This is a genomic window from Granulicella rosea (assembly GCF_900188085.1).
Lineage (GTDB): Bacteria > Acidobacteriota > Terriglobia > Terriglobales > Acidobacteriaceae > Edaphobacter > Edaphobacter rosea.
This window is the reverse complement of sequence record NZ_FZOU01000005.1, coordinates 237,047-252,032: the sequence shown is the minus strand read 5'-3', so window position 1 is coordinate 252,032 and position 14,986 is coordinate 237,047. Positions and strand designations below refer to the sequence as shown.

Sequence of the window (14,986 nt, the reverse complement as noted above, 5' to 3'; positions counted from 1 at the left end):
AAATAACTTGCTTTTATGAAGCGAACCGTGGCAAAGTTACACCTGCGTAGGAGATTGCCCGATGAATAAAAATTCGCACAACACGTTGCGTAGGTCCCCAGAGATGACACCTCTCTGCGGCGATCGCCGGGCTTTCCAGTTCTATTGGTCCTAAGTCTCCGCGGACGATCCTACGCACATCGCACGCACAGTTTATTTCGCTGAGTGGCGAAGAGTACAGGTTCCTCGACTGCAAATCGACTAAAAGCCTGTATTCCATTGTTCCCTTAGCCAAGATCCGCCCGTTCGTGGCGTAGCTCAGGGTTCCTTCTCTGGCTGAACTCACGGAGCAATCCGTAAGTTGAGGGTTCGAACCCCTCAAGCCCCTGAGCGCCCAATCCCGAACGTAAGCAGATCGCCCGTGGTGAAAGAAGAGAGATACTTCCTCCGCCAATCCACCAGAGAAGCAGGCTCGGAAGGCCTGCCGCAGCAACGATATTACGGGATGGGGGCGTCGCCCCGAAGCACAGGATTCCGTGGATAGTCTGTCTGTGATCTGGTCTCTCTTCGACTGTTCCCGGGCGAACTCTTTGTGCGGAAATTCCCTCTGGCCGGTGGCGCAGAGCACAGTTACTTCGCTTGTCACGCGGGTGGTCGCGGGTTCGAGTCCCGCCACGGAGAACCTTCTGTGTAGCTCAGTTGGTAGAGCGCCTAACGTACTGTGTTCGACTTATTCCCCGGCCACTTACATTCCGGCTCTTAGCCGGAGATACAAAGGTGAGCGATGGGCAGACCCTATATCAAAGGCGGTACTCCGGTTGGTTCGGAGTCCCTGTGCAGGACATGTACGAGCGCGCATATTATGACCGGCTTTCGCGAGTCGGAGATGGTTTCGATCTGCACCGACGTTCATCCGAACCTGGTGCTGCCGTTTCCTGTCCATGAGTGCTCGGGTTACTACGATAAGAATCGTCCGAACTGGGAACAGATGGAGAAGTTAGCCATTCATGTAAGTCCCGGCGAGCCGAAGCCGCGCGGCTTCAAGGTCGGTTCAGGATTTATCACGAAGGTTACCGTCGGAGCCGACGAGGACGACGACTAACTCCAGCGCCGGTGGCGCAGAGAGCGGATACATCATCGGTAGAGCGCCGCCTGTTGGCGGAGGAGCAGGTTCGATTCCTGCCCTGAGGAGAGCTTCGGCTTAAATCAGGTAGCTGGCTACCGCTCTCGTTTATTCCCCGGCCATTTTTTACAAAGGTTGTAAGTGAAGTGACGCAGGAGGTGCGTGATGCAGTTGAATGTACTGAAGCTGAATGTATTTGCGAAGCTCCGAACCCATGAGGGCGCGCCGGCGGCAACGATCACCGACGAGGCGGCTCTGCGCCGCAGCGTGCTGGCCTGCATGCTCTGGGAGAGCGAGTTCTACGAGAGCGGCCAGACGATCGCGGCTCGCATCCGCGAGCTCGTTCCCCGGGTCGAGGCCGCGAAGGTGGCCGCGCTTGCGGTCGAGGCGCGTACGGCGATGAAGCTGCGCCACGTCCCGCTGCTGCTGGTGCGTGAGATGGCGCGCTATACGACGCATCGCGCGCTGGTCGCGCAGACGCTGGCGCACGTCATCCAGCGTGCGGACGAGCTCGCCGAGTTCCTCGCCATCTACTGGGCCGAGGGCAAGACGCCGCTCTCCGGACAAGTGAAGAAAGGGCTCGCGGCTGCGTTCACGAAGTTCGACGAGTACGCGCTGGCCAAGTACGACCGCGCCCACGCCGTGCGTCTGCGCGATGTGCTCTTTCTCTGCCACGCGAAGCCCGTGGACGCCGCCCAGGCCGCGCTGTGGAAGCGGCTGATCGCCGGCGAGCTTGCGACGCCCGACACCTGGGAGGTCGCACTGTCCGCCGGCGGCGACAAGCGTATGCATTGGGAGCGGCTGCTCGCGGAGCGCAGGCTCGGAGCTCTGGCGCTGCTGCGCAACCTTCGCAACATGAAGGCCGCGGACGTCCCCGGAGAGCTGGTGACGGAGGCGCTCGACCAGATGCGGACGGACCGCGTGCTGCCGTTCCGCTTCCTGGCGGCGGCTCGGTACGCGCCGCAGTGGGAGCCGGCGCTCGAGCGAGCGATGTTCCGTTCGCTTGGCGATGCGGATCGTCTGCCGGGTCACACCGTGCTGCTGGTCGACGTCTCCGGCTCGATGGTTTACCCGCTCTCCGCGCGGTCGGAGATGCTCCGTACCGACGCGGCCTACGGGCTGGCGGTTCTGCTGCGCGAGCTGGCCGAGACGGTGAGCATCTACACCTTCTCCATCGGCGCCGTCGCCGTGCCGCCTCGCCGTGGATTCGCCCTGCGCGACGCCATGGAGATCAGCCAGCCGCACGGCGGGACCAACCTCGGCGCCGCGCTGGCCGAGGTCCGCGAGCGGTACGACCGCATCGTGGTCATCACGGACGAGCAGTCGCACGACCGTGTGCCCGCGCCGAAGGGCCGTGGGTACATCATCAACGTAGCCAGCGCGCGGAACGGCGTCGGCTACGGGCCGTGGACGCACATCGATGGCTGGAGCGAGGCCGTCGTGGGATACATCCGTGAGTTCGAGCAGGCGGCGGCTCGGGCGAACGCATAGGCGAAGCAAACCGGGTAGAGACGGTCGGAGTTATTGGCCGGCTCTCCCGGCATCTGTCTTTATGGTGTCTATATAAAGGTTGCGAGAATTTCGCGTCTTGCGCTGTGCAGATCACACTGAAGGTAACCTTCGTCATACATAGCGACCCCAGCCACCGCGCCGATCTTCGTCCATTTCGCGCAGCGACCGTTGTATGATCGAACTTCCAGCAGGAACAGTGCGGAAATTGGCGCCGATTGCATCGTTTTTTGTGCAACACAAGCGATTTACCTTTTCAAGCTGCCGTAACTTTGGTAATGCTGTAAGGGTCGTTGGAATTGTTTGAACCTCCGGCCTCAGCCCGGTCCGCCACGGGGAGGAGGGTTACCTGACGCATCCAGCGCAGGAATCCAGCCTGCCCCATATGAGCTTCCGAGGTACATATGAGTTTCAGGATGAGGCAATTCATAACTCGGAATCAGACCCTGCTGCTCCGTCTCGCCTGCGCGGCTGGCGGCCTTATGATCTTCGCCCGGCTTCTCTTCGACGGCTGGCGCGATGGCGGTCTCTTCGGCGGACCGGTCAACCCGCGCGTACACCGCACCGAGGAGATGCTGGCCTGGATGGCCTATCTCGCATTGGCCTTGGCGCTGGCGGTCTTTCTCTATCGCAATCGCAAACTGCTGCCCTCGAACTGGGTCGTCGGGGCCTTCGGCGTGGCGCTTGTGGCCGAAATTCTCGGGCACATGGCTCGTTCGCGCAGCTTTGGCGAGGTTCCCCTCGTCGTCGTCAACCTGCTGCAGATTTTTGGCGCTGCCGCGGCGGCGCTCACGGCGCTGGGTTTGCCGGTCTACTTCCGCGGCATCCAGCGGCTTGCGCGTCTGGCCTCCAAGCGCGCGGCCAGCGAAGCGCGACTGGCGGCCACGACCGAAAGCAGTCTCGATGCCATCTTCATGTTCGAAAGCGTGCGCGACGCCACGGGCGAGCTGCTCGACTTTCGCTTCACCTTCATCAATCGCAACGCGGAGACGATGATCGGCCAGCCGCGCGAACGTCTGCTGGGCGCCCGCCTCGGCGAGCTCTTCCCCAACGTCTATCAGGATGGCCGCATGGCGCAACTGCGCTCGGTCGTCGAAACCGGACGTCCTCTCGTCGTCGAGACGACCGCGTCCACCCTGCGCTCGAAGGGCGTTCCCGCCTTCTGCCGCATCCACGCGGTCAAGCTGGAGGACGGCGTCGCCGTTTCGGCCGCGAACCTCAGCGAGTTGAAGCAGGCCAACCAGGAGATGAAGCGCGCGCTTGCCTTCAATAAGGCCATCGTTTCCAGCTCGCCCTTCAGCATCATCGTTGCCGATCTGGACGGCACGATCACGGCCGTGAACCCCGCCGCCGCGCGCATGCTCTGGTATGGCGCCGAGGAGCTGATCGGCAATAATATAGCGCTGCTGCACGACCAGCAGGAGATCGCCCGCCGCGCGCGCACCCTCAGCCAGGAGTTGATGCGTCCCGTCTCGGCCAACAGCGACGTCTTCCGCCAGAAGGCGCTGCTCGGCCTCACCGACGAAAACGAGTGGAGCTACATCCGCAAGGACGGCTCGCGCCTGCTGGTGCAACTGATCGTCAGCGCGGTGGAGGATGAGACCGGCGCGGTCATCGGCCTCATGGGCATCGCGCACGACCTGAGCGAGCGCAAGCAGCTCAGCGACTCCATCTATCACCGCGCGCATCACGACCCGCTCACCGGTCTGCCCAGCCGCTCCCTGCTGCGCGACCGCATGGAGGTCGCGATCGAGCGCGGCAAACGCTTCCAGAGCCTCTTCTCCGTGCTCATGATCGACCTCGACAACTTCAAGCGGGTCAACGACTCCCTCGGCCACCAGGCCGGCGACGCCATTCTGGTCGAGGTCGCCAACCGCCTGCGGAGCTGCCTGCGCAAGGTCGACACCATCGCCCGCTACGGCGGCGACGAGTTCGTGGTGCTGCTGACGGAGCTGCGCAGCCGTTCCCACGCCGAGACCGTCGGCCGCAAGATCATCGCGGCGCTCGCCGCGCCCATCGTGGTCGGCAACCACGAGATCGCCGTCACCGCCAGCATCGGCCTCAGCATGTTCCCCGACTCCATCGAGCCGGACGAGCTGCTCCGCCACGCCGACGTCGCCATGTACCGCAGCAAGGCGCTCGGCCGCAACTCGCTCGCCGTCTTCACCCCCGGTCTGGGCCGCGAGCTGATGGACAAACTGAAGCTGGAATCCGCCCTGCGCACCGCGCTCGACCGGGACGAGTTTTACCTTGTCTACCAGCCTCAGGTCTCGCTCAAAACCGGCCAGCTCACCGGCGTCGAGGCGCTCATTCGCTGGAAGAGCCCGGCGCTCGGACTGGTCATGCCCGGCGACTTCATCCCTGTCGCCGAGGAGACCGGCCTCATCGTCTCCATCGGCGAGTGGGCGCTGCGCACCGCCTGCGACCAGATCGCGCAGCTGCAGCTCGACCTGCGCCGCCGCCTGAACGTCGCCGTCAACCTGTCTCCCCGGCAGGTCCACCAGAAAGACTTCCAGACCATGATCGAAAGCGCGCTGCTCGAAAGCGGCCTGCCCGCCAACAGCCTGGAGGTCGAGCTCACCGAACACCTGCTGATGCGCGACTCGGAGGAATCGCTCGAGATCATCGAACGCGTGCAGGCGCTGGGCGTCAAGGTCGCGATCGACGACTTCGGCACGGGTTTCTCGAACATGTCCTACATCACGCGCTTCCGCATCGATCGCCTGAAGATCGATCAGTCCTTCGTCTCGCGCTGCGTGGACGACCAGAACTCGCTCGCCGTCACGACCGCCATCATCGCGCTCGCGCACAGCCTGCGGATCGACGTAGTCGCCGAAGGCGTCGAGACGCCCGCACAGGCGGCCGTGCTGCGCGACCTGCGCTGCGACTTCGCCCAGGGATACCTCTATGCGAGACCGCTGTCGCTCGAAGGCCTGCGGGCCATGGCCTCCGAGACGACCAAGCAGAGTGTGCTGGAGTCCATCTAGCAATCGCCCGCGCCCGGCCATGAACCACCAGCCAAACCGTCTGTCATCCTGAGCGGAGCGAAGGACCAGCGTTTCGCCTCTATTGTTGATTGCCCTTGTCTGGCATAGGTCCGTTACAGAAGGTGCTTGTCCCAGCGTCCGCAGCGCATCACAGGCTGCCCGGCGCGAATGTGGCCGAAGCCAGCACCTCACCGGCCACGCAGACCCGGTTCCGCCCCTCGGCCTTGGCCTGATAGAGCGCGCTGTCGGCCAGCCGGATCAGCTCTTCGCGTTCGACCCCGTTACGCGGCCAGCCCGTGGCAACGCCGCAGCTCACGGTCGACCATGCATGCTTGATATTCGGGTCCGGATCGGTTGCCGGGCTGCCGGCGATCTCGACCAGCTTGCGGATGCGCTCCGCAACCATCGTCGCCGCCTCGACCGAACAGCTCGGCAGCACGACCACGAACTCCTCGCCGCCATACCGCGCCACGAAGTCGCCCCGTACCCGCAGCGATTCGCCCAGCAGCGTCGCCACCCGCCGCAGCACGGCGTCGCCATAGGCATGGCCGTAGGTGTCGTTCAGCAGCTTGAAGTTGTCGATATCGATCATCAGCACCGATACGCAGGTCGAACGCAGCACCGCCTGGTCCCAGACCAGCCGATAGACCTCCTCGAAGTGCCGGCGGTTCGAAAGCCGGGTCAGCCGGTCCTCGTTCGAGATCTGACGCAGGTGGTGGTTCGCCTCGGCCAGCTCCTCGGACTGCATCTCCGACCGCAGCCGCAGCAGGAAGTTCAACCGCTCGCCGCGCTCCACCCCGTAGTTCGTTATCAGCGAGAGCACCGCGCCGGCCAGCAGAATCGTAAGGCTTTCCACCTTCTGTGGGCCGCTCAGCCAACGGTCCACGCCCACGTACCCGATTCCCAGCGTGACGCACATCGCCGTCGAGGCCGTCGCATAAAGCAGCTTCAGCCGGATGCCCGCATTCGTGAAAAGCATGATCAGCAGCAGATCCGTCACCGCGAAGGCGGAGCTGACGGCGTTGATATTCGAGTAAAGATAAAGCGTGCTTACCGCGCAGATCGCGCATGCGAACAGAATCAACGACTCGCGCACCTGCCGGCTGGGGCTGGACTTGACCTTCCACACCACCAGCAGGCCCAGTGGCGTCGCCAGGCAGACCCGCACGATGAAGAAGTGGAAGAACTCCCGCGGAAACAGGAGGAAGTCGCACAGCAGAAAAGAGTTATAGATCAGGACGCAGAACAGGCCTTCCAGCCACATGCGACGCGCACGCACCGGCGCCGTCACCTCTTCATAGCGTTGCTCAAGCCCCGCCGGCAGTCGCAGCCAACGAAACGTGCCGCTTTCAAGCCGCGCAACCTCTTTCGCGACCAGCTCGCCGGATTCGATGGAACTCAGCGCCATGATTCACCAAACTCCACGATAATCGCACCCCGCAGACACGCCCATCCCCCCAACGGGTTACAGATTGGATCGTCTCTGCTCCGATGCGGCCGGCAGGAAGAGCGTGAAGACCGTGCCGCCGGGACGATCCGCCGTCGCCTCCCGGCTGCGCACCCGCAGACTGCCGTGGTGCTTCTCGACGATCTCGTGCGAAACCCAAAGGCCAAGCCCGGTGCCGGTGATGCCTTTGGTCGAAAAAAACGGCTCGAAGATCCGGCCCAGCGTCTCCGGGCTCATGCCGATACCAGTGTCGGCGACCGTGATGCGAATGCCCGGCCTGCCCGGCGACTCAGGACTCCAGTCGCATCCGGCGGCCGTGCGCAGGAGGATGCGTCCGCCGTTGGGCAGCGCATCGATCGCGTTGCCGATCAGGTTCGCCAGCACCTGGCGAATCTCGCCGTCCTGTGCGACGATCTCCGGGTCGCCGCCCAGCCGACGTTCGATCTCCACGTGCTGCCGCCGCAGGCGCGAGTCCAGCAGCGTCAGCACCGTCTCCAGCAGATCGTGTACGTTGGTCAGGCTCGACCTCGTCGATCCGCGGTAGAACCGCAGCGTCTGCACGGTAATCTGCGCGACGCGGTTCAACTCGTTCTGCGCCAGCTCCAGAAACTGCCGCGCCTCGTCCGGCAGATCCGTCGCGCCCACCAGGTAAAGGCAGTTCGTCACCGCCTCCAACGGGTTGTTGATCTCATGCGCGATCGACGCTGCGAGCCGTCCGGCGACGGCCAGCTTCTCCGTCCGCCGCAACACCTCTTCGCTCTTTTTCTGCAGCGTCAGGTCGGCGATGAACGCGGCGATCTGGCGCTCCTCGGCCTCCGCGCCGGGATTCAGCGGAGCCACGCCGATCAACACCTCCACCGGCTGCCCGTCGCTGCGCGTGCAGATGGCCTCGAAGGTGTCCGTCGGGCTCGTCACAAATCCGCTCATCATCCCAAGCGCGGGACAGAGTGCGCCCAGAGGAATGCCCAGAGCCGGCAGCGCGCCGGACTCGTAGCCCAACAACTGCTCCAGCGCAACGTTGGCGTAGACGATGCGGCCCTGCGCATCGCCGATCAGCAGGCCCAGCGGCATCGCCTCCACCAGCCGGTGGAAGCGCGCCTCGCTTGCGCGCAGGGCAAGCTCCGCCTCCAGCCGGTCTCGCCGCGCCGCCGCCTCGCGCAGCTCGCGCTCGAGGGCCGGAACCAGCCGCGCCAGATTTTGCTTCGTCACATAGTCGTGCGCGCCGGCGCGCATCGACTCCACCGCCGTCTCCTCCGAGACCGCGCCGGACATCATGATGAATGGGACATCGTAGCCCGCCGACTTCAACATCTGCAGCGCGGCCGGACCGCTGAACTTCGGCAGGTTATAGTCGGCCAGCACCACGTCGGGCAGGTTGGCGGGATCGAGCGCCTGAACCATCTCCGCCAGCGTCTCCACCCGCACCATCACCGGGGCGAAACCCTGCTTGCGGAGATGGCGTTCCAGCAGGAACGCGTCGTCGGCATTGTCCTCCACGAGCAGAACCCGCAGAGCCCGTCCCGTTACTTCGGCGGACATTCGTTCAGCACCAGCCAGTACATGCCAAGCTGGCGGGTGGCCTCCGCGAAGTCGGTGAAATTGACAGGCTTGCGAATGTAGCTGTTCACGCCAAGCTGGTAGCTGCGCACCACATCGCGCTCCTCGTCGGACGAGGTCAGCACAACCACGGGCAGGGTGCGCGTCTCCGCGTCCTCGCGGATGCGCCGCAACACTTCGAGCCCGTCCAGCTTGGGCAGCTTCAGGTCCAGCAGAATCACCTGCGGGCGAATTCCCTCCGGCCCGAAGATCAGATGAATCGCTTCTTCGCCATCGCGCGCCACGCGCACTTCGTTGGCGATGTTCGACTTCTTCAGAGCCCGAATGGTCAGCAGTTCGTGATCCGGGTCGTCTTCGACGAGGAGGATGAGCCGTACGTCTTCAGCCATGGGGTTATCCTAACGTAAACCAGAATGTCGCGCCATGATCCACGACGCTATCGGCCCAGATGCGTCCGAGGTGACGGCGAATGACGCGAGCGACCGTCGCCAGCCCGATGCCTGAGCCTTTGAAGTCTTTGTCCCCATGAAGACGGTTGAAGGCGTTGAAGAGTTTCTCCGCGTAGTACATATCGAAGCCGGCGCCGTTATCCCGCACAAACCAGGCCTCTTGCGCCTCGTCCCAACCGAATTCGATCTCCGCGACCGCCACCCGCCCGGTGAACTTCACCGCGTTGCCCAGCAGGTTTTCAAGGGCCACGCGCAGCAGCTTCGGATCCGCCTGCGCATGCATGCCAGGTTCGATCGTAAAGTGCAGCTCGCGTCCGGGATTCTCCTGCCGCAGGTCGGCGACCACCTCCTCCGCCATGCGGGTCAGATCGACATCTTCACGCTCCAGCGTCGCGCGCGTGATCCGCGAGAGCCGCAGCAGCGCGTCGATCAACTGCCCCATGCGCTGCACGCCGGCGCGCGTGCGGCTGATGTAGTCGCGACCCACCGCGTCGACCGCCTCGCTGTAATCCTCTTCCAGCGCCAGACTGAAGCCGTCGATCGTGCGCAGCGGCGCCCGCAGATCGTGCGACACCGAGTAGCTGAAGGCCTCCAGCTCGCGGTTCGTCGTCTCAAGCTCGGCCGTTCGCTGCCGCACGCGCTCTTCAAGCGTCGCATTCAGCGCGCGCACCTCCTGGGCGCTCGCCTCCGCCTGCCGCCGAGCGATCGCCAGCCGCTCCACGAGATCCTCCGACGCGAAGCGCATCCGGCGCTCCTGCACGAAATACCGGAACATCAACAGGATCAGCAGGAAGTCCAACGCACTCGCTACCGCGACCGTAATCCGCGCACGCACGCTCGCCGTGTGCATGGCGGATACACGCTGGGCGAGCAACCGCTTCTCCTCGTTCTCCATGCCATCCGCGATGTGCCGCAGGCGCTCCATTCTGGCGTGACCGTTGGTTGTGTTGACAAACTCCTTCATCACCGCCTGATCGCCGGAGTTGTGCACCGCAATGCCCTGCTTCAGCAGCAGCAGGCGGTCCGCCAGCGCGTTGCGCATATCGGCAAGGCCCTTCACCTGGGCGGGATTGTCAGAAGTCAACGCCCCAAAACCATCGAGGTCCTTTGGCAGCTCCTCCAGCGCGGCATAGTAGGGTGAAAGATAATTCTTATCGTTGGTGATGAGGTATCCGCGCGCGCCCGTCTCCGCATCGGTCGTGGCGCCCATGATGAGCTCGACCTGGTAGATCACCTGCCAGGTGTGCTCGACCCACTGCTCGTTCTCCAGCAGCACCTGCACCGAGCGAAACGCCATCCACGCGTTTCCGATCACGATGACGATCGCCACCGCAAGCAGCGCAGGGATGAGCCTGCGATCCACCAGCCGTTTTACAAGAGGTTCTTTATGCTCGGACGTCATGGTGCTCGATTGTACCTGCAGACTCCACCACAGTTCTTGTTGCCGTTGCCCTAATTCCTACTAACCTGATCGCTAGTGCCCGACCCCAATAGCCTCACCGTCGCTCACCTTCGGCGCGCTCGCCACCACCGCTGTCTGCTTCTCCAGCGAACGCAGCGTCTCCTTGCTCAACGGCTTCTCATGCAGCAGCAACTCCGCCGCACGCACACGCGGGTTGGCATGGAACCACGTCTGAAAGATGTTTCCCCGCAGCAGGTTCGTCACAGCCAGCAGCGACATGCCCTGGTGGTGCGCCATCCACGACCGCACCAGCGCCGGCGTGCTGCCGCTCTGGGTATAATCGGCGGCCTCGTAAAATCCATAAGCCCCCACCCAGCCCATGCCCGCCATCCGCCTCAGATTGGCGATGGCGTCGCGGCGCAGGAACGACAGCGTCAGGAAGGTCGAGTACGGCGAGATCACCGGGCCATCCTCCGCGCCATACTTCAACGCGAGGTCGGGGATGCCGAAGGCCTGATACCCATAGCGGCCGATCGAATCCGTCTTTGCAAAACCCGACTCCGAGATGCCCCAGGGCATGTTCTTCACATGATCCTTCTGGATGCGTACCGCCGACTCCAGCGTCCGCGTAATCAGCGTATTCGGGAAGGTCCGCATCCACAGCGTCGGCATCAGGTATTCGAACATCGTACCCGTCCACGAGAGCAGCGCGGGCCGTCCATCCACCAGCACATGCGACCGGTCCAGCTTGAACCAGCACTGCTGCGGAATGTCTCCCTTGGCCACCGCGAGGAAGGAAGCGATGCGCGCCTCGGACGCCAGCAGGTCGTAGCACGCATCATGCAAGACGCCCGTCGGACCGTCGTAGCCGATCGACAGCAGCATGCGCTTTTCAAGCAGCAGGAAGCCGTACTCCATCGCGTCCGCATGACGATAGGCCTCGGACGCAATCGTCTGCAGATCGGCGCGCAGCTTCATCAACCGATCCCCCGCCTCGCGCAAGAGCGTCACGAAAGCGCCGTCGGGTTCTGTCTGCGCCAGCTTCTCCGCATACACAGAGACACGCTCCGGCGCCTCCTGCAAGGCAGGCACATGGTCTTTTTCAATCTGTAACTGAACCCGATACGAATCGTACTGCGGCATCAGCCACGGCGCATACTGCTCGATGACGCTGGCAACCTCCGCATCGCGCCGCGCCGCCTCTGCCTCGATCCACTGCCCGTCGTCGCATACGCCCGGCAGCTTCGCCGCCTCGCGCATGCGGGACGCGCCAGCCAGCGTGTCAGCCGTAAGATAAGGCCGCTCCATCAGGTCGAGCGCTCCCGTATGCAGCGTATACAGCCCCGCCGCAAGATTGCCGCTATCGACCGCCGACACCGTGAACGGAGGAATCGCCTTCAGCGTCTCGATGTCATACCAGTTATAGATATGGCCGCGCACCTTTTCGAGCGCGTCGTAGGTCGCAAGCGTGCCAAGCGTCGCGCGAGCGAACTCCGGCAGCGTCAGGAAGCCGAACTCGTAGGCCGCCTGCCGCGCGTTGAAGAGCATGCCGAGATTCGTCGGCGACAGCTTGCGCACCTGGTGCATGTTGCGTTCTTCGACATTGTCCGGAATCAGCCAGTGGTTGCGCTCGTCGCCGAACTCCGCGAAGTACCGCCAGATCGATAGCGCCTGCGCCTCGAGGAAGAGCCGGTCCTCGGACTCGAGCGGACCCTCGGGCTTGCGCGGCGCGGCGTTCAGCCACTGCGCGATCAGCGGCGCCAGCGCCCACAGAATCAGCACCGGCGCAGCCGACAGCAGCGCAGCCGCCGAGCGATACGACAGCAGCACCGCGATCGCAAGCGACATCGCCGGCTGCACCTGCAGATAGATGTCGACCGGCGTCGTCTTGCCGGACCGGGCGCCCGCCTCGGCCTGCGCGGCCGTCTCCCACTCCAGCATCTGCCGGCCCGAGAAGTAGGTGCGGATGATCGCCCTGACGATGGCGTCCATCGAGAGCAGCATATGATGCGGCAGGAAGGTCAGGTTCAGCATCGTGAAGCCGAACGAGCCGGCGAAGCCGACGACGCTCTCACGCATGCCCACGAAGCTCAGCTTCAGGAGTGCGCGGCCGAAGTTGAACGCAAGCTGGAAGACCACCGGCAGCAACAGCAGCACGATCGTCACGATGGTCCAATACACCGGCCCGCCCGGCAGGATAAACCAGCCCAGGAAGAGCATCAGGAACGTGAATGGCTCGACCAGGCTGCGCCGCAGGTTGTCGAAGATCTTCCACCGCGAGATGTTGCTGATGGGGTTGTCGACCAGGTGCCGCGAGTCGTCCGGCACCTTGTTGAACAGCCACCGCGCCACCTGCCAGTCGCCCCGCACCCAGCGATGCTTGCGCTTCGTATGCGCCGAGTAGTGCGAAGGGTAGTCGTCGATGATCTCGACATCGGTCAACAGGCCGGCACGCGCGTAAGACCCCTCGATGAGATCGTGCGACAGCAGCGAGTTGCGCGGGAACCGCTTGTCCAGCACGCTGTGCAGCACCGACACCTCGTAGATGCCTTTGCCCGCGAAGATGCCCTCGCCGAAGAGGTCCTGGTAAACGTCCGACACCGCGCGCGTGTAGATGTCGAATCCGGTCTCGCCCGAGTACAGCGCCGACAGACGCGACACCGAAGCCGATGCCACGCTGACGCCCACACGCGGCTGCAGAATGCCATAGCCCGCCGTCACGATCTTCAGCTTCGGATCGATGATGCCTTCGTTCAACGGATGCGCCATCGTGCCGATCATGCGCGCCGCGGTGCCGCGCGGAAGCTGCGTATCGGAGTCGAGCGTGATGACATAGCGCACGCCGCGCAGCGCCTGCACAGGGCCGGCTTTCAGGGGAAAGCTGTCGTATTCGCCGAGTATCAGCTTGTTGAGATCGAGCAGCTTGCCGCGCTTGCGCTCCCAGCCCATCCACGCGCCCTGCCGCTGGTTATAGACGCGATAGCGATGCAGCAGCAGGAACACGCCGCCGGACTCATGCGCGTACTTCGCGTTCAGCTCTTCGATGCGATGAATCGCGAACTGCACCAGCGGGTTCAGATCGTCCGGCGGAGGTTGCACGGGCGAGTCCGGCAGATCGGTCAACAGGCCGAAGTGAATATGTTCGTCCTGATTGGAAAGATAGCGCGCCTCCAGCTCCTCGAGCAGCTCGCGCACCTGCTTCTCATGCAGCAGCAGCGTGGGAATGACCACCAGCGTCGCGGCGTCGGCGGGCACGGACTTCAGATAGTCGAGCTTCGGCAGCGATTCGGCTTTGAGCAGCGCCAGCACCGTGCTGTTCACCACCTCCACGCCGCCCTGGGTCGCCGGAATCAGCGCCAGCAGCAGCGTCGCCGCGATCGCCCAGAAGGCATGGTTCGGCACCAGAGGCAGCATCACCGCGACGATCAGGAAGAGCGATAACGAGAAGTTGCCGAGGATGTAGACCTCTTCGTTCCACTGCTTCAGCAATCTGCGCAACCGCACATCCGCGGGCATGTGATAGCCGATGCGATCCTCAAGCTCGCTAAGTCCTTCGGCGAAGAGATAGTAGCCGATGTGCGTCAGACGCCGCTGATAGCGCGGGTCCGCATGCGGATGCCCCGCCGCCTCGCGCGCCAGGTCGAGCGCGGCCTGCGCCGTCTGTACCTCGTTGAAGTCGGCGTGCAGCGCAAGCTCCGAGATGCGCACATGGTAGTTGTTGCGCGTCTCGTCCTCCATATATGCGAAGACGCCCGCGGGATCCTGCCGCAGGATCGCGTCGAAGGCGATCATCGGCTCCAGCACCTTGCGCCACTGCACCTGGTTCATGCGCCGCATGCTGTGCAGCGGAGCCGAGAACGGCGACTGCTCGATCGGCGGCATCTCACCCGAGGCGAAGACCTCATCCGCGCGGTCGAGGATGTACTCCAACTGCGCCAGCTTCAACGTCTGCGGCAACACCGCGATCTCATTCGCCAGCAGAGGATCATGCGCCTGCGCCTGATTCACAAACGTCGTAAGCGAAGGCCCGGACCAGATGCCGCCCGCGATCGAGAGATACTCCTCCGACAGATTCGCCACGCGCGGAAGGTCGTCGCCGTTCTCGAGCCGTATGCGCGGAAGGTCGGCAAACGCGGAGATGTTGTCCTGCACCGAGGTCACCGCGGCCTGCATCATGCGCGTCGATTCGAGCAGCTCCAGTTGCGGCGTCAACTCCTTGGTCGCCTGCGCCTTGCACACCGCCAGCCGATCCTTCAACCGAGCCGAGAGCCGCTTCAAACGCAGCTCCAGGCCCACCGTCTTGTCCCCGGTCTTCACCGGCGCCCAGCGATGCCAGCCACGTGCGGTCGCATCCGCATGCTCACGCAACGCGGCGTCCGATACCGAGGGCGCCTCCGGCAGTCCTGCGACCGGCAGATCCTGCGCCGTCGTCAGCGCGTGCGGTGCGAACTCTTCCGAAGTCTCTGCCATCATCGTTATCCCTTTGGTGAAGCAACTACGTTTCGCGTTCAGAGCCGAGAGCGCCGTCCCGCA

The 14,986-nt window shown here is 63.8% G+C and carries 8 protein-coding genes; 3 read left to right on the top strand and 5 right to left on the bottom strand.

The genetic code is table 11. The features are described from left to right. Nucleotides 1-841: 841 nt before the first annotated feature. The 3 genes from CHB87_RS15105 (at nt 842) to CHB87_RS15095 (ending at nt 5,598) form a co-directional block, all read left to right on the top strand. The gene (locus CHB87_RS15105) at nt 842-1,081 is read left to right on the top strand and encodes a hypothetical protein (protein WP_245818021.1); all 240 of its coding nucleotides are present in this window, start codon (nt 842-844) and stop codon (nt 1,079-1,081) included. A 186-nt stretch (nt 1,082-1,267) separates the two neighbouring features. Continuing rightward, on the top strand, nt 1,268-2,593 hold the full coding sequence (locus CHB87_RS15100) for a TROVE domain-containing protein (RefSeq protein WP_089409263.1): 1,326 nt from the start codon (nt 1,268-1,270) through the stop codon (nt 2,591-2,593). 434 nt (nt 2,594-3,027) lie between these two features. Next, the gene (locus CHB87_RS15095; protein ID WP_176441789.1) at nt 3,028-5,598 is read left to right on the top strand and encodes a putative bifunctional diguanylate cyclase/phosphodiesterase; all 2,571 of its coding nucleotides are present in this window, start codon (nt 3,028-3,030) and stop codon (nt 5,596-5,598) included. A 148-nt stretch (nt 5,599-5,746) separates the two neighbouring features. On the opposite strand, the gene CHB87_RS15090 is transcribed toward CHB87_RS15095, so the two are convergent. The 5 genes from CHB87_RS15090 to CHB87_RS15070 all read right to left on the bottom strand — a co-directional run bounded on the left by CHB87_RS15090 (nt 5,747) and on the right by CHB87_RS15070 (nt 14,926). Further along, nucleotides 5,747-7,006, bottom strand: coding sequence for a GGDEF domain-containing protein (locus CHB87_RS15090; protein ID WP_089409261.1), 1,260 nt, complete (start codon nt 7,004-7,006; stop codon nt 5,747-5,749). Nucleotides 7,007-7,063: 57 nt separating this feature from the next. Next, entirely contained in the window at nt 7,064-8,584 is a 1,521-nt protein-coding gene (locus CHB87_RS15085; protein WP_089409260.1) for a hybrid sensor histidine kinase/response regulator, read from the bottom strand. After that, nucleotides 8,569-8,991 (bottom strand): response regulator, encoded by a 423-nt coding sequence (locus CHB87_RS15080; protein WP_089409259.1) that lies wholly within the window; start codon nt 8,989-8,991, stop codon nt 8,569-8,571. The genes CHB87_RS15085 and CHB87_RS15080 overlap by 16 nt, the downstream gene beginning before the upstream one ends. 4 nt (nt 8,992-8,995) lie before the next feature. Further along, the gene (locus CHB87_RS15075) at nt 8,996-10,453 is read right to left on the bottom strand and encodes a sensor histidine kinase (protein WP_089409258.1); all 1,458 of its coding nucleotides are present in this window, start codon (nt 10,451-10,453) and stop codon (nt 8,996-8,998) included. A gap of 72 nt (nt 10,454-10,525) precedes the next feature. Next, complete coding sequence (locus CHB87_RS15070; protein ID WP_245818020.1) at nt 10,526-14,926, bottom strand: glucoamylase family protein; 4,401 nt, start codon at nt 14,924-14,926, stop codon at nt 10,526-10,528. Nucleotides 14,927-14,986: the final 60 nt, after the last annotated feature.

What these genes read in the sequence shown, in the direction of transcription:
- CHB87_RS15070 (WP_245818020.1), bottom strand. Translation starts at nt 14,926, where the DNA reads ATGATGGCAGAGACTTCGGAAGAGTTCGCACCGCACGCGCTGACGACG.
- CHB87_RS15080 (WP_089409259.1), bottom strand. Translation starts at nt 8,991, where the DNA reads ATGGCTGAAGACGTACGGCTCATCCTCCTCGTCGAAGACGACCCGGAT.
- CHB87_RS15100 (WP_089409263.1), top strand. Translation starts at nt 1,268, where the DNA reads ATGCAGTTGAATGTACTGAAGCTGAATGTATTTGCGAAGCTCCGAACC.
- CHB87_RS15075 (WP_089409258.1), bottom strand. Translation starts at nt 10,453, where the DNA reads ATGACGTCCGAGCATAAAGAACCTCTTGTAAAACGGCTGGTGGATCGC.
- CHB87_RS15085 (WP_089409260.1), bottom strand. Translation starts at nt 8,584, where the DNA reads ATGTCCGCCGAAGTAACGGGACGGGCTCTGCGGGTTCTGCTCGTGGAG.
- CHB87_RS15105 (WP_245818021.1), top strand. Translation starts at nt 842, where the DNA reads ATGACCGGCTTTCGCGAGTCGGAGATGGTTTCGATCTGCACCGACGTT.
- CHB87_RS15090 (WP_089409261.1), bottom strand. Translation starts at nt 7,006, where the DNA reads ATGGCGCTGAGTTCCATCGAATCCGGCGAGCTGGTCGCGAAAGAGGTT.
- CHB87_RS15095 (WP_176441789.1), top strand. Translation starts at nt 3,028, where the DNA reads ATGAGGCAATTCATAACTCGGAATCAGACCCTGCTGCTCCGTCTCGCC.